The 24,790-nt window shown below is 58.4% G+C and carries 18 protein-coding genes and 3 pseudogenes; 14 read left to right on the top strand and 7 right to left on the bottom strand.

Going from position 1 to position 24,790, the window contains the following annotated elements; translation table 11 throughout:
• Positions 1-30: 30 nt before the first annotated feature.
• A pseudogene (locus ABIB90_RS39760) lies at positions 31-214 on the top strand (IS3 family transposase); the annotation flags it as partial.
• A gap of 506 nt (positions 215-720) precedes the next feature.
• On the opposite strand, the gene ABIB90_RS39755 reads toward ABIB90_RS39760, so the two are convergent.
• From ABIB90_RS39755 to ABIB90_RS39730, 6 genes are all read right to left on the bottom strand, one after another.
• On the bottom strand, positions 721-2,544 hold the full coding sequence (locus tag ABIB90_RS39755) for a secretin GspD/PilQ domain-containing protein (protein WP_198034893.1): 1,824 nt from the start codon (positions 2,542-2,544) through the stop codon (positions 721-723).
• 388 nt (positions 2,545-2,932) lie between these two features.
• On the bottom strand, positions 2,933-3,475 hold the full coding sequence (locus ABIB90_RS39750; RefSeq protein ID WP_354202801.1) for a hypothetical protein: 543 nt from the start codon (positions 3,473-3,475) through the stop codon (positions 2,933-2,935).
• A gap of 47 nt (positions 3,476-3,522) precedes the next feature.
• Positions 3,523-4,620, bottom strand: coding sequence for a hypothetical protein (locus ABIB90_RS39745; RefSeq protein WP_354202800.1), 1,098 nt, complete (start codon positions 4,618-4,620; stop codon positions 3,523-3,525).
• A 43-nt stretch (positions 4,621-4,663) separates the two neighbouring features.
• The gene (locus tag ABIB90_RS39740) at positions 4,664-5,647 is read right to left on the bottom strand and encodes a hypothetical protein (protein ID WP_354202799.1); all 984 of its coding nucleotides are present in this window, start codon (positions 5,645-5,647) and stop codon (positions 4,664-4,666) included.
• A gap of 7 nt (positions 5,648-5,654) precedes the next feature.
• Positions 5,655-6,176, bottom strand: a complete 522-nt coding sequence (locus tag ABIB90_RS39735) for a SycD/LcrH family type III secretion system chaperone (protein ID WP_354101482.1) — start codon at positions 6,174-6,176, stop codon at positions 5,655-5,657.
• A gap of 1 nt (position 6,177) precedes the next feature.
• Complete coding sequence (locus ABIB90_RS39730; protein ID WP_198034891.1) at positions 6,178-6,450, bottom strand: hypothetical protein; 273 nt, start codon at positions 6,448-6,450, stop codon at positions 6,178-6,180.
• A gap of 1,194 nt (positions 6,451-7,644) precedes the next feature.
• Here ABIB90_RS39730 and ABIB90_RS39725 point away from each other — a divergent pair.
• The 7 genes from ABIB90_RS39725 (at position 7,645) to ABIB90_RS39695 (ending at position 13,256) form a co-directional block, all read left to right on the top strand.
• Complete coding sequence (locus ABIB90_RS39725; protein WP_198034890.1) at positions 7,645-8,016, top strand: EscF/YscF/HrpA family type III secretion system needle major subunit; 372 nt, start codon at positions 7,645-7,647, stop codon at positions 8,014-8,016.
• A 9-nt stretch (positions 8,017-8,025) separates the two neighbouring features.
• Positions 8,026-8,799 carry a type III secretion system inner membrane ring lipoprotein SctJ gene (sctJ, locus tag ABIB90_RS39720; RefSeq protein WP_354202798.1) on the top strand — a complete coding sequence of 258 codons (774 nt, stop codon included), beginning with the start codon at positions 8,026-8,028 and terminating at the stop codon, positions 8,797-8,799.
• On the top strand, positions 8,796-9,521 hold the full coding sequence (locus ABIB90_RS39715) for a hypothetical protein (protein ID WP_354101484.1): 726 nt from the start codon (positions 8,796-8,798) through the stop codon (positions 9,519-9,521). Before sctJ ends, ABIB90_RS39715 begins: the two co-directional genes overlap by 4 nt.
• Complete coding sequence (locus tag ABIB90_RS39710; protein WP_027520082.1) at positions 9,500-10,126, top strand: FliH/SctL family protein; 627 nt, start codon at positions 9,500-9,502, stop codon at positions 10,124-10,126. Before ABIB90_RS39715 ends, ABIB90_RS39710 begins: the two co-directional genes overlap by 22 nt.
• Complete coding sequence (gene sctN / locus ABIB90_RS39705) at positions 10,123-11,502, top strand: type III secretion system ATPase SctN (RefSeq protein ID WP_354101485.1); 1,380 nt, start codon at positions 10,123-10,125, stop codon at positions 11,500-11,502. The genes ABIB90_RS39710 and sctN overlap by 4 nt, the downstream gene beginning before the upstream one ends.
• A complete protein-coding gene (gene sctO / locus ABIB90_RS39700) occupies positions 11,490-11,927 on the top strand; it encodes a type III secretion system stalk subunit SctO (RefSeq protein ID WP_084462397.1) in 438 nt (145 codons plus the stop codon). Before sctN ends, sctO begins: the two co-directional genes overlap by 13 nt.
• 870 nt (positions 11,928-12,797) lie before the next feature.
• A complete protein-coding gene (locus tag ABIB90_RS39695) occupies positions 12,798-13,256 on the top strand; it encodes a hypothetical protein (RefSeq protein WP_035969047.1) in 459 nt (152 codons plus the stop codon).
• 1,346 nt (positions 13,257-14,602) lie between these two features.
• Here ABIB90_RS39695 and ABIB90_RS39690 read toward each other — a convergent pair.
• Positions 14,603-14,716: pseudogene (locus ABIB90_RS39690) on the bottom strand (transposase); the annotation flags it as partial.
• A gap of 1,005 nt (positions 14,717-15,721) precedes the next feature.
• On the opposite strand from ABIB90_RS39690, the gene sctV reads away from it, so the two are divergent.
• The 6 genes and pseudogenes from sctV to ABIB90_RS39660 form a co-directional block, all read left to right on the top strand.
• Positions 15,722-17,818, top strand: a complete 2,097-nt coding sequence (gene sctV / locus ABIB90_RS39685) for a type III secretion system export apparatus subunit SctV (RefSeq protein ID WP_354202797.1) — start codon at positions 15,722-15,724, stop codon at positions 17,816-17,818.
• Entirely contained in the window at positions 17,815-19,197 is a 1,383-nt protein-coding gene (locus ABIB90_RS39680; RefSeq protein WP_354202796.1) for an FHA domain-containing protein, read from the top strand. The genes sctV and ABIB90_RS39680 overlap by 4 nt, the downstream gene beginning before the upstream one ends.
• Complete coding sequence (locus ABIB90_RS39675) at positions 19,194-19,448, top strand: hypothetical protein (RefSeq protein WP_027520076.1); 255 nt, start codon at positions 19,194-19,196, stop codon at positions 19,446-19,448. Before ABIB90_RS39680 ends, ABIB90_RS39675 begins: the two co-directional genes overlap by 4 nt.
• The gene (locus tag ABIB90_RS39670) at positions 19,375-19,668 is read left to right on the top strand and encodes an EscF/YscF/HrpA family type III secretion system needle major subunit (protein WP_354202795.1); all 294 of its coding nucleotides are present in this window, start codon (positions 19,375-19,377) and stop codon (positions 19,666-19,668) included. Before ABIB90_RS39675 ends, ABIB90_RS39670 begins: the two co-directional genes overlap by 74 nt.
• A 22-nt stretch (positions 19,669-19,690) precedes the next feature.
• The gene (locus tag ABIB90_RS39665) at positions 19,691-20,668 is read left to right on the top strand and encodes a LysR substrate-binding domain-containing protein (RefSeq protein ID WP_354202794.1); all 978 of its coding nucleotides are present in this window, start codon (positions 19,691-19,693) and stop codon (positions 20,666-20,668) included.
• Positions 20,669-22,062: 1,394 nt separating this feature from the next.
• Positions 22,063-24,790: pseudogene (locus tag ABIB90_RS39660) on the top strand (hypothetical protein); the annotation flags it as partial.

The following is a 24,790-nucleotide window of genomic DNA, read 5'->3' as shown; positions in this document are numbered from 1 at the left end:
CCCGGACCGCCCAGAGCGCTCGGAGAACAAGTGGTAAAGGACATTCTGCGCCAGAGACGCGGGCAGTATTCAGCTGAAGATAAGATCCGTTCGTGTTGGAAGGGCGGCGGGCGAGGAGAATATCCCCGAGCTCTGCCGTGGCGAGGGCATCGCCGCCGCAATGTATTATGGCTGGTCCAAGGAGTTCCTCCAAGGCGGCGAGCGTCGTCTGGCGGAGCCTCTGGATGTGGTGCCGGGTGGCAACGCTTGAGCCTACACTCCAGGAGCGCCTCGTCACCCTCGCCGACAAGCTTGACGAGCCCGCAAATCGCGTCCTCGCTCTGGAGGACCTCGGACTGTGCGCGACGGGGCTTTCACGCGGGTTCCAACAGCACCTGGTCACACAGACCGAGAGGCTTGACGATCCCGCGGATCGCACCTCGGCCTTGCGAAGTCTGGGAGTGGACGTGGCGGGCTTTCCCGCGAACTCTAGCAGCACTCGACGCGGCCGCGCAAGATTCGTTTCAACACCGATCGGGACATCCCCACAAAAAACGTGCTGCTTGCCGGATCCGGCGGTGGGTCCCAACACTGGACTGTCGTCGCGTCCCTGGTCAAGGCAGCAAAGCTTAACGATGTCGATCCGCTTGCCCGACTCTGACGTCCTGATTAAGGTCACCGGCGGCTGTCCCAACCACGACATCGCACAGTTTCTGCCCTGCGCCTACCGCGCCCAAGCCCTCAAAGCCGCGGACTGAGAACACGCTTACGTTTGGGCATCAGGTGGCGGCCGAGATCGGGCGCTAGCGATTCGAACTTCTCCCGCAGCTCCTCAGTCAAAGCCCGCGCGTCGGGGCCACTCTCAACCACCCGAGGATTCAGTAATACCAAGAGTTCGGTTCGGTCTTTGGCGTGCTCCGTGCTACCGAATAGAGGTCCCAACAACGGAATGTCCTTCAGCACGGGAGCCCCAGACTCCATCCGGTTGGTGCTATCCTGCATCAAACCGCCAATCGCGATCGTATCACCGTTTCGTGTCGATACGGTGCTTTGGAGGCGACGTACCGAAATGACCGGGGATTGGACGTTGGTCAGTGTGTTCTTGTTCGCCGTACTGACCTCCTGAAAGATGTCGAGCGTCACGCTACCCCCGGCGCCGATGCTTGGCGTTACGGCCAAAATGACCCCCGTGTCGCGCAGTTCGACGTCGCTCACAATCGATGAACTCTGGCTTAGCGTGGATTGTGAGGATCGCGCGAGGACGGGAACCTGATCGCCCACTTCAATTGTCGCGGTTTGGTTGTCAACTGTGAGAATACGTGGCGCCGATACGACCTTGACGTCCCCGAGGCCGCTTAGCGCGCGTAGCACAACGTTGACATCCCTATTTGGGAACACATAGGACAAACCACCTTGTGGAACGGCACCCAAATCCAGAGAGGAAAGAAGATAGTCGACACCGTATCGCAAATGATCGCTCAACCGCACCTCCGCGACAATGACCTGGATCAGGACCTGCCGCGGCTTGACGTCAAGCCGATGGACTGCGGCTTCGATGATTTTGTAGTCGGTCGGCGTTGCCAAGATCACGAGTGCATTTTGGCTGGGGTCTGCCTGGATCCGGACCGGCGCCGACAGGCCAAGACTGACTGCGGAGACCGCCGCATCGTCCTTTGCTTGGGTTGCTGACGCGGCCGCATCCGATCTTTCGTCCGATAGGCCGGGAACGTTTAGGGGCAAACTCGATCGATCGGATGCGCTTCCGATTGACAACTTCCCAAACTCTCCCGCGGGCTGCGCGCGAGATACGACACTGGGCGGCTGAGCGCCAAAGATTCGTGCTAGCACCTGCGCCACTTCCGTAGCCTTTCGGTACCGAAGTGGACGCACGTGAACGTTTGCCGCCGCTTCCGACGTCTTATCCAGCTTCGCGATAGCTCGACGAACTTGCTGAGTTAGCACAGGGTCGTCCGCTACCACAAGAATGCCGTTCAGCCGCTCGAGTGCCGCAAGCCGAACGCGCGCTCTGCCCTGGTCATTCTGGTTGAACAAGAAACTGAGTTCTCGCTCTACGGCGGCCGGACTCGCATGAGCCAGCGTATACAGTGCGAACGATTTGTGAGCCATAGCATCAGTGTCAAGTAAGCCGATGAGTTCGCGCACGGAACTCACCGAACCCGGCGGTCCACTTATGGCAATACCTTGTTCTCCCGGCGCGGGTGTCAGACGCACGCTCTCCTCGACGTTTGGTCGGATCACCTTGATGACATCGGCTGGATCGACATAGCGCACGGGAACCACTTGGACATCGCTTCGTACTCCGCCGGCGAGATCGACCAAGCGCCCCACCCGAACTCCGCGGTCAACCACGGCCAGTCCGTAGCCGTATGGTGCTAGCGCTTGGTCGAGTAATCGTGGCACATCACTCACGGGGACTTTGCCCGAAGTCCGAAGTGTCATTTTTCCCCCAACGCCCGGATCGATGATGACAGGCATGCTCATAATGTCGCCCACGACGTCATTCACAACTTGCCGAATATCGGCATTGGCGTAGTCGAGGCTCACGCGAGTGCTGTCGGAGGTGACGGGCAGCCGCCGCTCCACCGAGGCGGTGACCGGCCGGGTCGACGGCTGTGCCAGCAGTTCAAAGCTACGTGCTTGCGGTTTCCCCGCCGAGAAGGAGGGCTCCGACGCGTGCCAGCCGACGCTTGGCGAAGCCAGCAGAACACCGCGTTCAGCAATCGAGTCGGAGCCGGTACATCGCGTAAGCAGTAGACAAAGGAGCGTTAGCAAAATCCTGCTAGGCATCGAGGAAGCAGCGTTGCCGAGAAAGAATACGCATCTATTCAACATTCCATCCACCGCTGCGCCTGTGCTCATTGCAACTGTGTGAGGACAGTTGGGTAGAACAGGGATGAGGACCCCGTCTTGCACTATTTACTGGTGCGGCCCCTCAACGAAAGTTGCCAATAATGATCTCCTTGATCTTTTGATCTTTCGCAAGAAGGTTAGACATCAGTGCTGCAACCTGACTGAGCTTATCAAGCAGCCCTTGCATAAAAATCAACGCCACCTGCCCTTCGCTATTGTCGCTGTCAATCGCCGCCTTAAGGTTGGTGATGGCAGCGTCGAACTGCGACTGCACACCTTTCTTGTCGGAATTCTCCGACTCCATGGCGATGCCGTTTGCCTGCATCCAATCAAACACATCCTGAGTCTTGCCCTCCGAATCGACGAAGCTGCCGTAGTCTCTAACCGACTTTCCATCGGTAGGTCGATTGGTCCGCAGGGCAGCCAACGCCTTATTCATTTCTCTCAGCAAATTGTTGCGCGCCTGCATATCGTCGGTTTGAGATCGGATTTGATTCTGGTAAATGTCATGCCGTTGCATCAGAACCAGCGTCATAATCGAGCCCAAAGACAGGCCACCCGGCAGAACATTTCCTGCGCTGTTGGCCCACGCATAGGTCTGGTATCCAGACATTGCCTTGATCATCTTACGTCATTCTCAAACTAAGAAGTTTTTTTGTCCAAACGATGCACTCAAGCCATATAGACAATCTTGCTTCTCGCCTCGGTATCGGCGCGACGAATTTCTGCAAGCTTGCCGAGAAAATCCTGAATCGCCGACTCATAGCTTGCCATGAATTCCCTCTCTTCCTCCATCTGCGCCCGCGCCTTGGTGCCGCGCGCCTCCAGCTTCGCCTTCTCCTCCTGGTAGTGCGTCGCGCCCATGTTCAGACCGGCTCCCGGAAGTTTAAAGGCTTCTGTTGCGATTGTGCCCATGCCATTCCATCTCATGGCCGCCTGCTGGGCTGCTGTCTGTGCCTGGACAACGCGCGTAAACTCAAGTGGATCCGTCATGCTATGGGGCGTGTCCAGCCTAAGCGGGTCGCTAGGTGTATTGCTGCTTGATGTTTTGCTCCCATGACGACGGGTCATCTCGATGTTATCTTCCAAGGGCCGCGCGTCGCGCTCCGGTGCTTGGGTACATTGCGCTTTGTCGTGAGGCTTGTCGTAGAGCTCCGGCTCGCCTTGTTTGTCAAAGCGCTGCGCTTGACCTGAAGGGCTGTTCGGGGCTGGCGTCTCCACGCTAGACTTCGAGAGCGGCGTCTGGATCTTGGCCTTGTACAGCTCGTCGAAGCGGGATTGAATCTGGCGAGCGCCCTTGAGGTTCACGCCGGCACCTAACATCCCGCCGCCAGAGGTGGCTATTGCGCCAAATAACTGGCATAGCCCTGAATTGCGAAGCGCCTTGGCAGCAGCTTCCTGCGCAGCAATCTCGTCATCAAGCGCAGCCGACCGGTCCGACCTCGCCGCCTCGCGGAACTCCGCATTGAGCCGAACGATAAGCGCCGCGACCGCTGATATGTCGTTCCCCGTAACAAAGTCCTTCAGCTTGACCTGGACATTGGAAAGCTTCTCGTGGATCACAACGTCCGCGAGATCCGGTACGCCAACTGATCCCCAACCCCGCGTCCCCTCAACGGGATCTGCAAGAGGGCGTGGGATCTCGCCTTCTGGCACGTTTCTGCCGCGGACCGTAGCAGAGGTCGGCACCCACGGAGGCTGTTGATGCACGGCAGCATCCAGCAGGTCGTACCCGCCAACGGTCGTTTCACGTTCAATCGCAAATACCATCGCTACATTCCCTAGGTTCGATAAGTGGCCCCACGCAAGCCTGTCAGGCGAAATGCCTTACGAGATTGGCGTTGGAGACACTCTGCCCCTCAATGGCCTCGGCAACCCTCCGTGTGGTCATCGTCCTGTCGAGAAGCAGCTGCTTGATGAAGTCCATTTCATCGCTTTGCAGTGATCTCAATCTTGCAATGCACCTGCTAATGTCCAACGTTTCCGCCTGGGCGTCTGTTGCCTCCTTCTGCTGAAGGCCATTGGCGATGCCGGCGCCAGCCTCGCCCAGCGATGCCACTGCCTCGCCGACTCGAGCCGCCGTCGAAACTCTTTGGCCTATCTGAACAGCCTTGACAGAGTTAGACGGTATCAAGGCGGTGATACGCAATCCACTCGCACCTGCATTAGCAAAGCCAGCGCCGACCGTTAGCACCGAGATAGCGAATATGATTCCGATCGTGATGACCGCGCCCAAGGTGTTGGCCTTGCCGCCCTCGACTCCGTCTTTCTCGAGACTCTTCACAATTGCCGCCGTCATCTTATCGATGTGCCCCGTCTCAATGAGAGTCGCTACTCCAACGCTAACTGCCGCCGCCATGACTGCAAGAGTTCCGCCGGTGGCAACGGCCGCCAGGACCGTCAATCCGACCGCTAGCCATCCGAAGAGCTTCATGATGCCGGAGCTCTTCTTTGCTTCTGCCGATCTTTTTGCCGCTTCAATGTTGCTTTTAGAGGTTTGCTCGTGCAACTGCCTTTGCTGCTCTCCCCAGTGTCGCGCGTCCTCTATTCCGGCTGCAACCTGTCCATCGGTCATCTTGGTCTTCAGAGCCAGAAACGTGGTAAGGAGGTCAATCGTGTCGAGCGCACGTGGTGCCGATAATCCTGGAATCGAACCTGACGCGACAGCCTCTCCGAAAACTGATTGCCGCAACAAGTTGGCGTCAGTCTTGCAGCCATTGCCCGAAAGCCCGGTGGCGGAGGCACTGAAAGGCAGCGTTCCGACTTCGGGGAGTGTTTTGCTCGTCAGCGCCCACATGTTCACTCTATCCATGGCTGGACCCAAGTTGGGATTTGAGGCGGTTAAGCATCATCAGCCCACGCCCGGCCAAAGCCTTGTGTTCGGGCCTTCCGACACTCAGCGCCAAGCTATTCTCGAGTGCGGTGATGGCCGCTGTGGGATGATCGAGTTTGATGAAACATTCCGCCGCACGAAGCGGCATCTGCGGATCGTCACTATCCAGGAGCCCGGCGAACCGATAGGCGTGCATGGCGTTCTCTGGGTCCCCAAGCATCTGACTAGTAGCAGCCAGACCAAACCAGAATCGTGCGTCGATGTGCCGGTGTAGGCACAAGAAGCGAAAGAAATTCCGGGCCTCCTCATACTTGCCGCAAGAATAGTAGCGGTGGCCAAATACATATAAGGCCTCAAGCTCATCATCCGTGATCCCAACGACGCTAGCTAGGTCCGCGCGCCCTGCCACGAAGTCGATGGCGAGCTGTGCCAGCCGTTCGGTGTGTGTCGCATCACCACCATTCAATAGCTCACCGTCCGCCATCCTCATCATGTCACACTCTCCGTGGAGCCGGCTTGGTGCTTGGACCATGCGACATTGATTGGGGGCTTGGCAGGATGTGACTGAGCGCCGCCTGCTCGTCCGCATACGCCCTTTGAAATGCTTCGTCCTGATCGGCGACAAATGCAGAAATTGAAGCGGCACTCATGCTGGTGTCGCCCGACGGCCAAGCACAACGGCCTAGTTGTTCGCGAGCCCGCGTCAAAAGACAATCCATCTGTGCGATGGTCTGTCGTGCAGCCTCCATCGTGTCATCGAGGTTCATTGACCCTCCCAGACGGTCTCCTTGCCAACACACTGTAGCGCCTGCAGGATTCGAAACCGCTTGCGCCACTAGCCCCGCTCAAGGGGCAACGACCTGCTCTCGGGGCTGGCCGCTCAAGGCCACCGACAGGCATCACTACTAGAGGCGGCACATGGCGCGAAATACTTGATCGCTATGAAGGCATAGTCGCCCGCGATGGATCGGTGCGTCTCCGCGCGAGCGCTTGAGACGGGGGCGCTAATCCGGAAATGCGTGTCGTTGCGTTAAATGACTCGTTCGGCAAGAACTCGTCGCCGGGCCGTATGCATGTTTGGCCTTAAGCAGGTAACGTTGAGGATCGCAGTGACGGCGGATCGGGTTCTGCAGTCGCCTTGGACGAAACGCCGCGAGCAGCTCACACTTTGTGCCGGACCGAGCGGCTGACGGAGGGCGCCATTATCCATAGGCTACCGTTATGACTCCATGCCCGTATTGTATTGGCGCCGAGCGAGACGCCGAATTAGATCATCATGAGAATAGATCGCTTCCAGCGCGCAACGCCACTCGGCAGACGCTCTTGTCATGTGGTGGCGAGGTGAGTGCTTGGTCACGGGCCGTGTTGCGAGCGTGCGCCCTTTCGGAGCTCAGGCGCGATGTTTTCCCGGCGGAGGTCGGTGGCAGGACATAACATGGATGATCGGCAAACGACACATGACTCGGTTAGGGAAAGGGATTCGGCATCTATGTCTTTGTTGTCGACTTGTGCGACGCCCGACAGCCGCTCCCGCCTCCTGCGACGTCTCACGGAGACGGCATTCTTGGCTTGTGTCACGAGCGACGTGGTGAGGGCGAGGCGGATCGCGAAGGGACTTGAGGTCATTGCGCCGGGCAGCCGGGAGTGTGTCATTGCTTATGCGGTCGCAGATCTGACGGCAGGCGATGTTGCAGCAGCGCTGGACCGCCTCGATCCTCTTGCCAAAGCAAATGATGCATATGGGATGGCATTTCAGGCCCTGGCTCTTGGGCTTAATGGACGGCTAAGCGAACGCGATACTGTGCTCAGGAGCCTGCCAAGCGGCGAGCCCGGCCTCGAGGGGTTCCTCACAGCCTTGGACCAGACCGAGCCAGCCATACCACAGGAAAGGACATCTAATGAGCAGCGTAGGTAGTATCCTCCCGCAAACAGGGTCAGCGTTTTTGGCGGTCGAGGTGCCAGTGACATCGAAAGTATCGGCTGAATCCGTCGAGGCGTTTCGAGCCGCACTCGAGCCGCCTGTGCCATCGCAGCGAGCTGACGAACCGCTGATCATGGCTGGAGGCGAGCTTGCGGAGGAGGGCGGGGGGGCGCTCGTTCCTCGCTTATCCGATGATATCCTCAGTGGCATGGAAAAACTGAGCGCCGGTTTTACAGAATCCATGCAAGGTGTGCGCAGGGCCGCCGAAGGCATGAACGCGGGCAGCATCCGCTCGGCTGAATGGCTCGATGCGCAGGTCCAGCTGTCAGCTATGGGCCTGCAATACGACATTGTGACCAAGGTGGTTGGGAAGGCGACCCACACTCTCGACACTTTCCTGAGCGGCCAATGAGCCACGGTGATGCGGGGCGTGGTTCTTGTATTGAAGCGGGCGGTGGCACTTCTGGTGCTATTCATGCTGGTCGGCTGCGGATCGAAGATTGAGCTCTATCGCAACCTCTCAGCGCGCGAGGGGAACGAAATGCTTGCATTGCTGATGCGACAAGGCATCCACGCGGAACGGACGGCCGAAACCGGCGGCACGACCTCGCTCGTGGTGCCAACAGAAGACGTGCCGCTTGCCATGGCTGTGTTGGACAGCGCCGGGTGGCCTCGCGATCATTTTGCCGATTTGGGCACTCTCTTCAAGAAGGACCGGATGATCTCATCGGACACAGAAGAGCGTGTGCGCTACATTTATGGCGTCACACAGGAGCTTTCGCAGACTCTGTCCAGTATCGACGGCGTGCTCAATGCCCGGGTCCACGCGGTGTTGCCGGAAAGTGCGAGTGACGATCGTAGTCCGCCCGCCCCGCCAACTGCCGCTGTGCTCGTCCGTCACAAGCCCGGTGCCCCGATCGATCAGGTCGTGCCGAAGATCAAGGAGCTGGTCGCAAATAGCGTGAAGGGCCTGTCCTATGATCATGTCTCAGTTGCCCTTGTAGAGGCAAATCAGGACAATACCACGCTTCGTCGAACGGAAGTGACTGCCGGAGCGTTCGAACGTAGCTACTCATCGCGCCTCTTGATCGGCCTCGTCGCCGGCATGGCGGCATCGCTGATTGGCAACGCAGTGCTCGTCTGTCTCATATGGCGGCGGCGCTTTAGCCATGGGAACGCTATGGCAGCGTCATGAACTTCGGCGAAGCGAACAATCCGACTATGCTCGCAATGAGCTCAGCAACAATGCAGGATGAATGGCTCGATACGTCGTGGGCGGGAGCGATGATGCGCTGCATCGCCGATCCTGCGGCCAATTTCGATGATACAATAGCAACCGATTGGCCCGAATGGATGCCTCTGGACCTTGCTCAGTCCGACCCGTTTATTCGCGTCAAGCTTGGACGTTGGCTGCTTCGCGGCCAAGGTGGTGAAGCGTCGGCGATTATTTCGGCCGGCAACGCACCACGAAGCCGGCTCGCATTTCTGCCGACGCCGGACGCTGCACGCCTTATCTGCTTCGCTGGAGCTTGGACCGGCGTGTCCAGCCTCATCGGCCTTCTTCGGATGGCCGATGTTTTGGCGGCACGCGCCGTTCTCGGAGAAGAGGCCTTGGCATTCGTTTCGCATGCCGTCTTGCTACCGCGACCGACCGCCGAACTGATGTCCGCGGTTAGCGTTTCCGAGATGCCGGTTGGGCCTAACGCATTCCTCTACCGCGGTGCGGTGATGTTCGGCCTCGCAATAGGCGCCATTCCACATGGGCTGCGGGCCCGACTACGATTGCGCCGACCTGCAGCGATCTGGATGGTGGTGGCGGACGCCTGCCGTGACGACAGTGCCGGCGAAGATGCCTTTCGTGCGATGCGGCGCCTGGCCCGCAAAAAGATGCCAACATGGTCGCATTGGTTCAACTGACGTCTGGCAGGGTCCGGATCCTGGGCCCAGGGCGCGTCCTGCCGGCAGAAAACGCACAGACGATCGTAGACGCAGAGCAATTGCTCGCTCAGGCGCGACGCGATGCGGACGCGCTGGTGGATGAGGCGCGCGAAAGCGCAGGGATGATCGAGACGGCAGCCAAGGAAGCCGCGCTGACAACGGCGCAAGCGGCCATCGAACAACGTTTGACCGCGATCGCGGTGGCGTCTCTGCGGATCATGGAGGAGAATCAAGAGCGGATTGTCGACATGGGCCTACAGATCGCACGTCGGGTAATCGATACCATCGGGCCGGATGATGCGGCGGTGCGGATCGCTTTGAATAGCCTCAAATTCACAGGTCATAGCTCCCTCGTCCGCTTACGCGTGGCACCGGCGCATGTCGAAACAGTTCGCAGACAATTGGACGAACTGCTCTCGACGGCGACGTCGCGCGCCGTCGTCGAAGTAATTTCTGATCCGCGTGTCAAAGATGCCGGCTGCATCCTTGAGACCGATGCTGGACTGGTCGACGCCACGATCGAAAGCCAATTAGCGGCGATCGAAGCCGGCCTGCGCAGCAGCCTAAAGGCCTTTGCACCGTGATTTCCGGGCAACCCGAGCAGCCAAGGGCAGTCACCGCCATTCATTCTTCGCACGACGGCATCGATCGCTTGTTCCAGCTTGCTCGCACGGTTGTGGCGCAGACGTCGGCAATGCGCGTCCGCGGCCGAGTCCTTCAAATCGTCGGGACAACTATCCGTGCAACGGCACCTGGCGCCCGCATAGGCGACCTGTGCGCGCTCCGCAATCCCGAGAACAACTGTGAATTGTCCGCGGAAGTCATCGGATTCCAGAACGACATCGCCATTCTAACACCGCTTGGCGAAACACAGGGGCTTTCTACTCTCACTGAGGTGATTCCGATGGGAGAGCCTCTGACGGCACCCGCGGGCTGGAACCTGCTTGGCCGGGTACTTGACGGTCTGGGCCGTCCTCTCGACACATCCACTCATGGGCCTCTGCTTCCAGACGCCCGCGTGCCAGTCCAAAGCGAGGCACCGGATCCCTTGACGCGGCGCATAATTGATCGCGCTCTTCCAGTCGGCATACGGGCGATCGATGGTCTTTTGACGTGCGGGGAAGGACAGCGCATGGGCATCTTTGCCGCGGCAGGCGGCGGCAAGAGCACACTGCTGTCGATGCTGGTGCGTAGCGCGGCGGTTGACGTGACAGTGATAGCGCTGATTGGCGAGCGTGGCCGAGAGGTGAAGGAGTTCATCGAACTCGATCTCGGCTCAGAAGCGCGACGGAGCTCAGTTCTTGTCGTTGCGACCTCTGATCGTTCCGCGATGGAGCGGGTGAAGGCGGCCTACGTGGCGACGGCTATCGCAGAATGGTATCGAGATCGGGGACAGCGTGTGCTGCTCCTCATGGATTCGATAACGCGCTTTGCGCGCGCCCAGAGGCAGATTGGTCTGGCGGCCGGCGAACCGGCCACCCTGCGTGGTTTCCCGCCCTCGGTGTTTGCAACCTTGCCGCAGCTCGTGGAACGCGCCGGCAACAACGATCGTGGATCGATAACCGCGTTTTACACCGTGCTTGTGGAGGGCGATGACGTCGCCGAACCACTGGCCGAAGAAATCCGTTCCATCCTGGATGGCCACATTGTGCTCTCACGCGCCTTGGCGGCGTCGAACCACTATCCCGCTATCGATATTCTGGAAAGCGTCAGCCGTGCTATGAGTGCTATCGTGTCGTCACGGCATGAGAAGTTAGCCGGTGAGCTGCGGACCCTGCTAGCGAAATACCGCGACGTAGAACTATTGATACGGGTCGGCGAGTACAAGAAAGGAGCCGATCCGCACGCCGATACGGCTATCGCCAAGATAGAGAACATACGGGCGTTCCTGCGACAGCCAAGATGTGAACAAATTGGCTTCGACGCAATGCTTCAGGAGCTTGCCACGTGCCTGGCATAACTCCGAAGGCCGTACATCAATTGCTTGAGTTGAGGAAATTGCGGCATCACCGGGCCGACGAGAGTCTACGAGTGTGGCAGTCAGCCATCGACAAATGCGACACGGCTATCGAAGCGGCACTGACAATCCTCCGCACATGGCGGCAAGACCGCCCTCGTCTGGAACGCGAGATATACGATTTGTTGATCGGCAAAACCGTCGCTCTGAAGGATGTTGAGGAGGCGAAGGCGAAGATGATCTCACTGCACGACCACGAACGGCTGCTCGAACGGCACCTTGAGGAGGCACTGTCGGAAGCCGAACAAGCTCGGCAGGCGCGTCAGGAAGCCTCCGACGCCGCACGTAAGGCATATCGGGAGCTCGAGAAATGCGACAATTTGGTGCGTGCCTTGAACGCCGGCCCGCTGTACGAGAAGGAACTCTGATCTATGGATCTAAGCAGCGGAGCGTCCAATGGTGCGGGGCGCCGTTGTGGGGGACCTCGGAAGTTCTGTGTCGTAGCGCCTCTGTAAGAAGTTTGCGAGGTCAGCGAACAGATCACATCGGGTCTCTCCGGTGAGCTTGCCACGCGCTCGCTGAACGGGGTGACAAAACTCGCCATCACGGTCATGTAACCGGTCGTCGCCAATGGTTGTCAGCATTTCTAATCGCGAGAAAGAGCAGCTTCGTCGCTGGCTAGTCATGGGCTGTCGATGAACGCGAGCATGATCGCCCGGTTGGTCGCGGATACACTCTTAATGGCGATCTGGCGCGGCGGGAAGCCGGTTGCGCTGCTGCACCCCAACCGGGACCGCCGTATGCCAGGGACGAGTTCCAACCGCTGGCCGACAATGGTATTGTCTTCATCAAGAGCAGCCGAGGCAAAGTGCAAGACGACCCGGCGATGGAGAGCTCCTTTTCGTCACCCGAGACAGAGCCCACGGCGCCGGGGACTTATCGAACGAGGAGCGATGCCAGACTGAGTGTTCAATTGGCCACCCAACGGTCTTAACGATGCGCCATCTCGGTTTGAGTTCTAATGCAAGGTTGGATTAGCCCGCGGCGGTGTCCATCAAACCGGCTGCATCGACCCAAGATCCTCGACCCGGTCCATTCATACCTTTTTTAATCTCTCTTCCGCGTCCGTGAACGAATTGATAGCCGCTCGCAATGGTGCCCATGCTATACTCGATGTCGCTTAGTTCGGCAGGCTAGCCGCAGCGGAAAGTCGGCTCACTTGCTAACCATAAGCTAGCCGAGCAGCATATAATTACTGAAGCTAGCGCTCACGTCACCTGCAAACGTATGAGGGACACATGCAGCTGCGCAAAGTCAATGCATTTCACTCAAGCCAATTCAACTCATCGGAGCCAGAGTGGCAGGCGGCCTGCTCCGCCGTGCCGCAGCAACCGCAGGTGCAGCAACGTCAGGCCGAGTCCGCAATTGGCGCCGTGTCAGATATCGACCCCCGACGGTGTTATCCTCAGGCCCATCCCGAGGACTTGAGCCTCGCCCAGGCGGCGATCCAGACCGCCGTTGGACGAGGAATACAGCGATTGAGCACGGCGGCGGAACATCTTGCGGCGCTGCGCAGACTGGCGAACCATCTCGGAGCGGTCGGCACGAGGATTGCTGCACTCGATCACGACGCGCTGGTCGATTACGTCAAACAGTTCTTCGCGAGTGACAGGCACATGAGGTTCGCTCTGCCCTGGCTGCGTCATCATCGTCAGCCCGGTGCTCCACCTCCTGTCAGGCGCCTACTCGCCTCGTAGGATGACGAGATGCTCATTGACGAGGCGATCAAGCAAGCTGCTAGGCGCCGGAGATGGGCACCCAAAACCGCAGAGTGCTATGCTCGAATTCTTCGCCGAGTCGCTCACGCTGATCAGTTCCTCGAGAAAAGCCTTCGAACGCGTCGCGCTTTGACCATACTCCGTAACTATCGAGAACCCGATGCCTCAGCTGATCGCAGTCCTCGACGCCATACGCTCTCTCAGGACGACAAGTGTGTCATCGAGCGCGCGACTCGTGCTTCCGTTGAAAAAGGCGTTCCTTGACTGCCGTTGACCGTTATTGCCGCAGTCTTCGCGGGTTTGCCGAAGTGCCCAATCGTAATGGCGAAGGAATCAGTACGCTAGATCATGGCTCGCTGATTGCTCGTGCTAATGAACTATTCCCAGATGACGGAGTCCTCATCGTCGGGCTGAAGATGGTTCGTGATCCTACAGTAGCGCCCCGGAGGCGGCCTCTCAGGCGATCGGCGTAAGACAGCCGGACGATCGGGCGGTTCAATTGGCGGCGTCACGTGTCGATTCAGAGGAAACACCACGGGACTACTGGAAGCGGGTCTAGCCGTCGTTTCTTTTTAGCGACTGTGTCGTCAATTCCTGAATGATCGTTCTCTGCTGGCTCACAGTGCTTGCCTTGATCGGACTTCCCGCGGGAACTAAGAGCATTCGGAGGCATGGCACTTGATGTGAAGAGCACCATGTACGAGCTCGCAGGGACTACTTCGAGTAGCTCGGCACCATCCCTTTCCGAACGGGGGCGCTTATCTCGAGAAACCACACGATCTCCGGCTGCTCATCACTTGCCGGCGAACCGCGAGGGTCGACTCCGTCCGCCACCGACCAGCGCATCTGCCAGCGACATAGGCAAGCCTAACCTATCCGCCGCCTGGGCTGGATTCGACGCAAGACCAGCTCGGATCGCGTCGGTGGCGTGGCGTAGCTGACGAGGGAGCACCGCCGCTATCCTGCCGAGTCGGACGGCGTCAGCTAGTGTTCTGTCCCGGAAATGCGTCAACAAGGTCGTGTGAGTTTCTGGAGGATGGAATCCGCGGTGTTATGGCCGTGAGCTGTGTGCGTTCATCGCCGGAAATCGTCAGCATCGCCTCCGGGCGTCCGGTGCGCATCGGGTATCTCCTTCGATCGGCACACCTCAAACCGATGCAATTACTATGTTGTGAATTAACGGGACAGAACACTAGCCGCCAAGAGCAAGCCGACGATGGGTATTGCTCACAGTCGTAATAGTCTCCAACGTCAGGTAATGAGCGCACTATCGTGCTGCTGCCGCCGATGGTGAGTGCATCGCTTCCCCGGAAAGCTCAGCCCGTGTCGTTTTGTTCGCTCAGGATTGCACAGACCAGGCGAACGATAGCATCCTCGTTGGGGAAGATGCCGACCATCTCGGTCCGTCGCTTGATCTCATCGTTGAGGCGCTCGTATGGCCGAACACGCCCGGTTCGGTCGCACTCGTGAAGGTCATAAAGTGCACAGTCTGGATGCATGGCACTGCCCGCGTCAGAACAACTTCATACTTGGTGACCCCCAACTCCGCGCAGGCCACTTCGTCGCCTTGGCACCCATTTTCGATCATTCGCCACGCCACAAGTGGAATACTATCTTTGCATGTCATCGTTGATCGACACAACGTGACCCAAGTCGGGTGACGGAATGAACCGCGTCTAAATCCCGCTCATTAAACGCCGGCCAGACCTGCATTCCCGCTGAAGATTGGCTTCCTGGTTCGAGACCGGTTTCGGCATGACAATTGCTACCTCCGGACAAGCTCAAACTGATCTTGAGACGAGCTTTCCAAACCGCCGCTGCGGTTGCTCGCGCCGTGACAAGATCAATCAAGACTTAGCAGATGGCGTCATGTTCGGGCAAAACGATGGTATCAGTTGGGCGATCCGTACTTGCTCGGGGGAGCCGACGGGATCGACACTGGATGTCCCGCGCATCTCCAATCGCTCCGAGGACGGGAACACTATTGATCGTTTTCCGCCACGACACTGTTTCGAAGGCGACAATTGGGAGATTGCAAACGCCGATTCGCAGCAATGCTTAGAACCGTCCCGAAGCCTAAGAAGCCCACCTGCATACGTTACGCTACCTTATTCCGTAGGCTCAGCGAATTTCTCAAGAACAAGGCCGCGCGGGGAATCGCCGCTTAGGTGCGTGCTGAGGATGGCAGCTGGGACTGACAAATTGATTTCAACACCGCCGGGCGCGTCGCACCGCCGAACGCTGAATATTGCGGACAGGTGGGGCGCTGCGCATCCAAGGCGGTTTCTACCATTGTCGCGGGACGGCGAGGGCCGATTTCGAACGCCGAGTGTTAGTCAAAGGATTTGGGCAAGCATCAGCGCCAGGCGGGAACCTGTCTGCGGTTCATCGCGTCGCTCATTGCCGGACACGCACGTACAGAGGATGGCGCGCAAGTGGCTAGCGTGAAGTTTCTTGACAGAGTCCGAACGGTCGCGTCGGGCCGTAATGATCTTGTTCTGGTGGCGCTGCTGATCACGATCATTTTCATGATGATCATCCCACTGCCGCCGGTCCTGATGGATGTGCTCCAGGCCGCCAACCTGGGACTCTCGGCACTCCTGCTGATGATGGCGGTCTATATTAAATCCCCCCTTGCGTTCGTCTCCTTTCCGTCGGTCCTCTTGGTGACGACGCTATTTCGGCTATCGCTTGGAGTCGCCGCGACACGCACTATCTTGCTTCATGCAGACGCCGGCCAGATCATCAAGACCTTCGGGGACTTCGTGGTGGCCGGCAATCTCGTGGTGGGCGCAGTCACCTTTTTGATCATGACGATCGTTCAGTTTGTCGTCATCACCAAGGGATCTGAGCGTGTCGCGGAGGTTGCTGCACGGTTTTCTCTGGATTCGATGCCGGGCAAGCAAATGAGCGTTGACGGCGACTTGCGTGCCGGCAGTATTGATATGCGAGAGGCAAGTCGGCGCCGCAGTGCGATTGAGCGCGAGAGCCAGCTGTACGGTGCCCTGGACGGCGCCATGAAGTTTCTCAAGGGTGACGCCATCGCGGGCTTGATCAGCATTGCCGTGAACATCGTAGGCGGGATCGCGATTGGTTCGTTTCAAAAGGAAATGGGGTTGTACGAGGCGCTCGAGGTTTATGCTATCCTGACCATCGGAGACGGACTCGTCGGTCAGATACCGGCTCTCTTCACGGCGATTACAGCGGGGTTTATCGTTACGAGGGTTAGTGACGAAAATGGCGGTGCAGATCTCGGCAACGAAATCGGCGACGAGGTGAGCGCACAACCACGTGCGCTGATTGTCGCGTCATTCATTCTCCTTCTCTTTTCGTTCGTCCCTGGATTTCCGACGGGAGTCTTCATGATCTTGGCGCTCGTAGTCGGAGGCGGTGGCTGGCAACTACAGCGTAGTCGGCGGCTGGCCGCACCGGCAGTGCGTCGCTACTCGGCGAGAGGGGGAGCGCGCTTAACGGCGTCGGACGAGCCGACCGGCGGCGGTGATGAAGCCGGCGATAATGACATCACGTTCACCGTGCCACTGATGATCGACATTGGTCACGACGTTCAGGCGGTCATCCCTCCCGATCTGCTGAAGAAGGCATTGGATGCCGAACGGCACGCCCTCCTTCTTGATCTCGGCGTCCCTCTTCCAGCGATCAATGTGCGGGTGAACGACAGCTGCAAGGACGGAGCGTACGTCATCATGGTAAATGAAATAGCATGCGGTGAAGGGCGACTGCGATCGCAACATCTTTTGGCACGCGGTACTCCAGAGAACCTCGATCTTGTGGGCATTCCATATGTTCTGGACAAATCCTTCCTTCCTCGGATCGAGACGGTCTGGGTGGACGCCATACATCGCGAATCATTGCGAGCTGCCAACATCCCTTTCCTGGAGTCGGTTCAGATCCTTAGCTACCAAACTGGTCAAATTCTGCGCAGGCATGCTGCCGAGTTTGTCGGGATCCAGGAGACAAAAACTATTTTGAATCGCGTCGAGGTGTGGTTTCCCGAGCTCGTAAGGGAAGTGCTGCGCTCAGCGCCTCTGCAGAAGATTTCAGAGGTCTTTCAACGACTCATCGCGGAGGAGGTTTCATTGCGTAACATGCGCACCATCCTCGCCGCACTGGTCGAACGCGCACAGATCGAAAAAGACATTGTCCTGCTGACGGAGCATGTGCGCTGTGCGCTAAGGAGGCAACTCTGCACGCCGTATTGTATCGGCAGGAACCTGCTGCCCGCTTACCTTCTTACGCCAGACGTGGAAGATACCGTGCGCAACGCCATTCGGCAGACTTCCGCCGGCAGTTATCTCGCCCTTGACGCTCGAACCACAGGGCAGATCATTGACGCGATACGAGAGGCTATCGGCAACCTTAACCAGCAGCCGCACAAGCCGGTGCTGCTGGCTTCAATGGATATACGTCGATACGTACGCAAGGTCATCGAAACCGAATTCTACGAACTTCCAGTGCTATCGTATCAGGAGCTTCCCCCCGATATCTCCATACAGCCATTGGGAAGGATATCGCTGCAATGAAAAACGCGAACATAGAACAAGATGTTCTCACGGGCGATCAGACCCAGCTGTCCTTGCATGTGCTATCTGGCCCCAACAAGGGGGCCGAGACATCGCTCGGCGATGGAGCGTGGCTAGTCGGTAGCCATGACGCTGACGACCTTACCTTCGCAGATCCGGAACTGGTTGACTCACATCTTCGCATTGTCATCGAGGCCGGGCAAATCCAGATCACCGCACTCGCACCGGGTGTGCTCATCTGCGGTAGTGATTGTCTAACAGAGTGCCCGACGACCCTCGATCCACTCACTCCGGTTCAGGTTGGGCGGACGATTTTCAGTATCGGCCCGACCGGTGGCAGCTTTCCCGAGATCGACGCCGTGGTCGAGGGCAGAAGGCCGGATGCAGAGCGTGCCCCCCCAGCTCCCGACGAACCGGCGACCGGGGGGCGAGAAGCTGGTCTTGGGATGAACTCGATACCTCGGCCATTTCGGCTTGGTGCAGCCGCTTGCGGCCTTCTGATCATCGTCTACGGAACTTACGCCGGGATAGCGAGTGTTGTTTCCTCTTTCACCTCGGCCCCTGTTCCGGGTACCGATCCGATCAAAATTGCCAGGAACGTCCTTCGCGATTTGAAGGTCCGAAGCGGGCTCAGCATCGCCCTCTCCGATGATAAGCTGATCATCGACGGCGACTTGGGACCTGGAGAGGCGACAAAGATCAAAGCAGCCCTACGCGACGCCGGGCTAACAGCAGAGGTAACACCGAAATTGGCGACCGCCACCGCCCTGTCTGATGCAAAGATCATCGACCTGTCAACGACCGTAATACGGGCATTCGGTATCGAGGGGAGTGTTCGCGTGGGAAGCGCCGGAGGGATATCAATAGCGGGATATGGCCCGAGTGATGCAGTCGTCAAAGCGGCCCTTCATCGCCTGCAGCAGGATATTCCCGGAGTCCGCACAATTGATGACACAGTCACAACGCCGGACCGCGCACGAACCTTTCTGGAGACAGCGACGACAGCCGAACTCCGTCGCTCCATTCGCATCGTGGTGAAGCCAGACGTCATCCTGGTTTCGGGGGCGCTTACCCCAACCGCCTATAGCGAATGGAAGACCGTTGCCTCCCGCTTTGAGGAGGAGTTCGCGCCCCACATTCGGCTAGAGGCACACTGTTCGCCAGTGGTATTGCCGACAGCGAGAGGTGTGCACCTCGGCCGGTCTCCATTCATCGTCGTTCAGAACGGAACGCGCCTGAAAGTCGGCGACAACATCGATCATTTCGGCAAGATCGTTGTCATCGATCGCGACGGAATGCTTGTCCGTATCGGAGAGGCCGACGTGCACGTTCCCTATCCGAACAACCCGGAATGGATAGCAGAGGAGGATCAACTGTGAGCGAGCATCTGGCCATGCTTGAGCTGCAGAAACACCTGGTAGATGACGTCGATGGCGCAGAGCTATCTGCCCTCAAGAGAGAGTTTGAGAGTTGGCGACAATCGTTGAAACGTGACATGGATGGCGGCGTCACGCGGCGTCATTTCGACGCATTGTGCACGTTGCTTGACGCAATAGATGCGGCAACAGACGTTGTTAATACAACATGGATGCACCACCACAGCGGTCTGTCCTCTGGCTTGGAGGGGTAAGGTGGATTTCAGGACGATAAGTGGGCCTCTTGGCAGATCTGTTGCGGCATCGGAACGCAACCTAAGAAGTCACATGGCGACCATGAATCCGGACGACACCATGGATCAGCTCAAGCTTCAGCTCTCAATGAACACACACACTACACTCTTGAGCCTGAATTCGACCGTTATCAAAGCGGTTCACGAAGCGCTCAATGGTATTATCCGGAATATCGCCTGAACGACGACGTTTCTTGGGTGCTATGTCTTCCAGCTTTATGCAACTACGTCATCTCCGATATTTCACGGGCATCGTGGATGCTGGTAGTTTTTGCCAAGCAGCGGCGACAATCCACGTGGCGCAGCCGGCCCTGAGTCAGCAGATGGCTGCCTTGGAAGCCGAGCTTGGCGTCGTGCTGCTGCACCGTAGCGTACGCGGCGTTCGCCCGACTCGCGAGGGCAAGGTCTTTTATCGTGAGGCCACGTCCATTCTTCAACAGGTTGACCAACTGCGCGGCATCATCCGCTCTACGGCAGGAGAACCGGAAGGTGTTGTAAGGCTCGGCATGTCCTCAGCGCTCGCCGCTTCGTTCGCCTGCGCCCTGATAAAAGCCAGCCGGAGAGTGCTGCCAAAAGTACGCCTCCATCTTGTTGCGGGTGACTCTCTTCAGATGAAGCCGCTCATCGTATCACGAGCGCTTGATATCTGCGCTGTGCTTGAGGATGAACCCACCTCAGGTGTTGCTCGGCAGTCACTCTTTCAGCAGCGACTCCACCTGGTACGTCCTCCCGATACAGGAGAAGTCGCTCCCGCCGTTTCGGTTGAGGAATTGGCCGAGCTCCCCCTTGTATTGCCGACGCGCCCAAACACAATTCGCGACGTACTAGATCGGACGTTTGAAGTGGCCGGCGTGATGCCGAACTGCATCGCAGAAGTCGACACCTTCGCCAGTGCGCTCTCCTTTGTCAGGGCCGGTCTCGCAAATGCGATCATGCCCAAGGGCGAAATTCCCGATATTCCAGGCGACGAAGATCTGAGGCCGCTCGTGATAGATCCACCGATCCATCTGACAGCCTGCCTCATCTCTTCTGGCGACCTCGCCCCCGCCGCGGAAGCCGTGAGCGCCTTGCTGATTGCGCAGGTACGAAAAGTGCTTCAAATAAGACCTCTTGCAGGACGCGAGCTGATTACGACACCTGATCTCGATTCAAAAGCCGAGACCCTAGCCGTTGCCAAGTGACAGTTCAGTGGCAGGCGGTTCACCTACTAGAGGTGATAGGAAATGCGTATCACAAATGGTCAATTGGGAACGGTGTTTCAGGCGGCGCAACGCACCGGGATTGCATCACAGGGCTTGCTGGTTGCGCCGCACAGGGCCAAGTCGAATCCGACTCCATCGACCAAGTGTCTTGCCGCCCCACAGGATGCTTCTGATATTCGTGGTCAAATCAACGCTGCGAAATGCAGTGACGGAGAGCAAGCACGCGGAAGCGGCAACTCGCCCGGCTTGGCCGCTTCCGTGATGAAGTACGCTTTTGCAGTGGGGGGGCGGCGCATCTCTATAACAAAGCAGCCAATGATTGTTGTTCTCTCCACTATTGCGAAACTACGATTGCGAAGTGTGACTCGCTACGTACCTCCCGGACCATTTGATCGCGGGCGATGATGACGGGCATTGGCCGAGTCGGGAAGTTGCACATTGCAGGGTTTGAAGCCGACAGGACCGGTGGAGCGTGCGCGTCTCGCACTGAGCCCGGTCTCGGCGATGGAGAAGGTAGCAAAACGTACGCTTCTGTCGTGGGGCAGATGCACGCTGGGCCTCGAGAGCTAAAGGCCTCTGCTCGCGCAGCGTCTGGTCCTCGTGATGTCTTCCGTGATGGGCTTGCCGATCCCTCCGGTGGCTCACATCAAATCCACGCGGCTGCACAATACGCAACCGGTGGGAGGCGCGGTGATCCTTTCTCCGTGTCGGAGCGTGGCGTACAAGGTTGGGGCGCAGGTTCGTCGCGTTCAGGCGACGAAAACTGGCCGGTCGATCCAGTAACTAGACGCTCGCAAACAGGCGCGTTCGTATCACAGAGGCAATCCGCGTCCATACAGAGCGGGGCAAAGCAGCGCACCGATGAGGTGGGCGCATACAACCTGCACCTTACAGACTTGGAGCGACATGGACGTGTAGATCTTGAAGCAAAGCTTCGTAAAGCGCTGGAGGCCATTCAACGCGCTTGTCTCAAATCCGATATCGATGCATTCTCAAGGGTCGTGGTCGATCATACAAGCCGAAATAATCCCAAGCAGCTGAGGATGCCGTGGTTGGCAACCTTCCTGCAAAAGGTCGCAACTCATTTCGAAAGGGAATTTGTTCCGCGCTTGGAAGATGCTGTCCATAGCGAGAAATCCTGGTGCTACGCTACGACATGCAATGCGGTAAGTAGGGAGGCCGGAGGTCAGGCAGGCATACTAGCCTGCAAGGCCATGGCAGAACAGGTATCGCGGCTTGCTCACCAGCTAATGAGGAAAGTGGAGCCGGGGGCGCTTTCGCTCTTCGCATTGTCATTCGGTCGTCACCCAGGCTCGACTAAATGCCGCGATGCAACGACGAAAGTCGCCAAATTGTATTGCGGCGAAAACAGAGTGCGTGAGGAGCCGAACGGTCAAGATCTGTCATTGCTGGTAAACAGTTTCAGCAAGTGGCCGAAAGAACCCTCCTGTCGGAAGGCGGCAGCTGCGATCGCCAGTGAGATGCTTTCCCGCAAACGATCCGACTTTAAGCCGCAGGAGCTGGCGACTCTGGTGAACGGCTTCTGCAAGTGGCCGAGCGAGCCAGGTTGTCGTATGGCGGCTGTCGCAATTGCTGATAGCGTGCGTCCCCACCGCCTTTCTGAGTTTAATAAGCAGCACTTGGTGAACCTGGTGAACGGTTTCAGCAAGTGGCCTGACGAGCCCGGTTGTCGTAAGGCCACAGTCGCAATCGCCGGTGAGGTGCGTCCTGGCCAGCTCTCCCATTTTGAGCCGCGGGCCTTGGCGAACCTGGTGAACGGTTTCAGCAAGTGGCCCGACGAGCCTGGTTGTCGTAGGGCCACAGTCGCAATCGCCGGTGAGGTGCGTCCTGGCCAGCTCTCCCATTTTGAACCGCTGCACCTGACGAACCTGGTGAACGGTTTCAGCAAGTGGCCCGACGAACCAGGATGTCGTAAGGCCACGATCGCGATCGCCGGTGAGGTGCATGGCGGCCAGCTCTCACATTTTGAACGACAGACCTTGGCGGTCCTGGTGAACGGTTTCAGCAAGTGGCCGGACGAACCATCCTGTTGCGAGGCTACTGTCGCAATCGCCGGTGAGGTGCGTGGCCGCCAGGTGTCCCATTTTGAACGACAGACCTTGGCGGTCCTGGTGAACGGTTTCAGCAAGTGGCCGGACGAGCCGGACTGCCGCAAGGCCACAGTCGCAATCGCCAGTGCGGTGCATTCCCGCAAGCTATCCGATTTTGAACCGCGGCACCTGGTGAACCTGGTGAACGGTTTCAGCAAGTGGCCGAAAGAACCGTCCTGTTGCAAGGCCACAGTCGCAATCGCCGGTGCGGTGCTTTCTCGCAAGCCCGCCGATTTTGAACTGCAGCACCTTGCGAACCTTGTGAATGGTCTCAGCAAGTGGCGGGACGAGCCAGATTGTCGCAAGGCCATAGTCGCAATCGCTGGCCAGGTGCATCGCGGCAATCTCTCTGCCTTCAATCAGCAGGCCTTGGCGAACCTGGTGAACGGATTTAGCAAGTGGCCGAAAGAACTTTCCTGTCGCGAGGCGACAGTCGTAATCGCCGATGGGGTGCTTTCCCGCAAGCTCTCCGATTTTAAGCCGCAAGAGCTAGTGAACCTGGTGAATGGTTTCAGTAAGTGGCCGGTCGAGCCAGGTTGTCGTAAGGCCGCAGTCGCAATCGCTGGTAAGGTGCGTCCCCACCAGCTCTCCGATTTTGAATCGCAGGACCTGGCGAACCTGGTGAACGGTTTCAGCAAGTGGCCGGACGAGCCAGGTTGTCGGAAGGCAATACTCGCAATCGCCGATGAGGTGCGTCCGGGCCAGCTTTCCGATTTTGAACCGCACGCCTTGGCGAACTTGGTGAACGGTTTCAGCAAGTGGCCGGTCGAGCCGGGTTGTCGCAAGGCCACAGTCGTAGTCGCCGGTGAGGTGCGCGGCGGCAAGCTCTCCCATTTTGATTCGCAGGCCTTGGCGGTCCTGGTGAACGGTTTCAGCAAGTGGCCGGTCGAGCCGGATTGTCGCAGCGCCACAATCGCAATCGCCGGCGAGGTGCGTGGCGGCGAGCTCTCCTGTTTTGATCCGCAGACTTTGGCGAACCTGGTGAACGGTTTCAGCAAGTGGCCGGTCGAGCCGGATTGTCGCAAGGCCACAGTCGCAATCGCCGGCGAGGTGCGTGGCGGCGAGCTCTCCTATTTTGATCCACAGGCCTTGGCAGTCCTGGTGAACGGCTTCAGCAAGTGGCCGGTCGAGCCGCATTGTCGCGAGGCCACAGTCGCAATCGCCGGTGCGATGCTTTCCCGTAAGCTATCTGATTTTGAACCGCAGCACCTGACGAATCTGGTGAACGGTGTCAGCAAGTGGCCGAACGAGCCGGATTGTCGCGAGGCCACAGTTGCGGTCGCCCATGCGGTGCTTTCCCGCAAGCTCTCCGATTTTAAGCCGCAAGAGCTCGTGAACCTGGTGAATGGTTTCAGCAAGTGGCCGGACGAGCCGGATTGTCGCAAGGCCGCAGTTGCAATTGCCAGTACGGTGCTTTCCCGCAAGCTCTCCGATTTTGATCCACAGGCCTTGGCCAATCTGGTGAACGGTTTCAGCAAGTGGCCGGACGAGCCGAATTGTCGCAAGGCTACAGCCGCAGTCGCCGGTGGGATGCGTCCAGGCCAGCTCTCCCATTTTGATCCAAAGGCCTTGGCCGTCCTAGTGAACGGTTTCAGCAAGTGGCCGATCGAGCCGCATTGTCGCAAGGCGACAGTCGCAATCGTCGGTGCGGTGCTTTCCCGCAAGCTCTCCGATTTTGAACCGCAGCACCTGACGAACCTGGTGAACGGTTGCAGCAAGTGGCCGGGGGAGCCGGATTGTCGAAAGGCCACAGTCGCAATCGCGGGTATAATGCGTCGCGGCCAGCTCTCCGATTTTGGACCGCAGGCTTTGGCCAACCTGGTGAATGGTTTCAGCAAGTGGCCGGACGAGCCGGAATGTCGCACGGCCACAGTCGCAATCGCGAGTGTAATGCATCGCGGCCAGCTCTCCGATTTTGGACCGCAGGCTTTGGCCAACCTGGTGAATGGTTTCAGCAAGTGGCCGGACGAGCCGGAATGTCGCACGGCCA

Source organism: Bradyrhizobium sp. JR4.1 (assembly GCF_040548605.1).
GTDB lineage: Bacteria > Pseudomonadota > Alphaproteobacteria > Rhizobiales > Xanthobacteraceae > Bradyrhizobium > Bradyrhizobium canariense.
The sequence above is the reverse complement of the archived record's forward strand: the minus strand, read 5'-3'. Positions and strand labels throughout refer to the sequence as shown.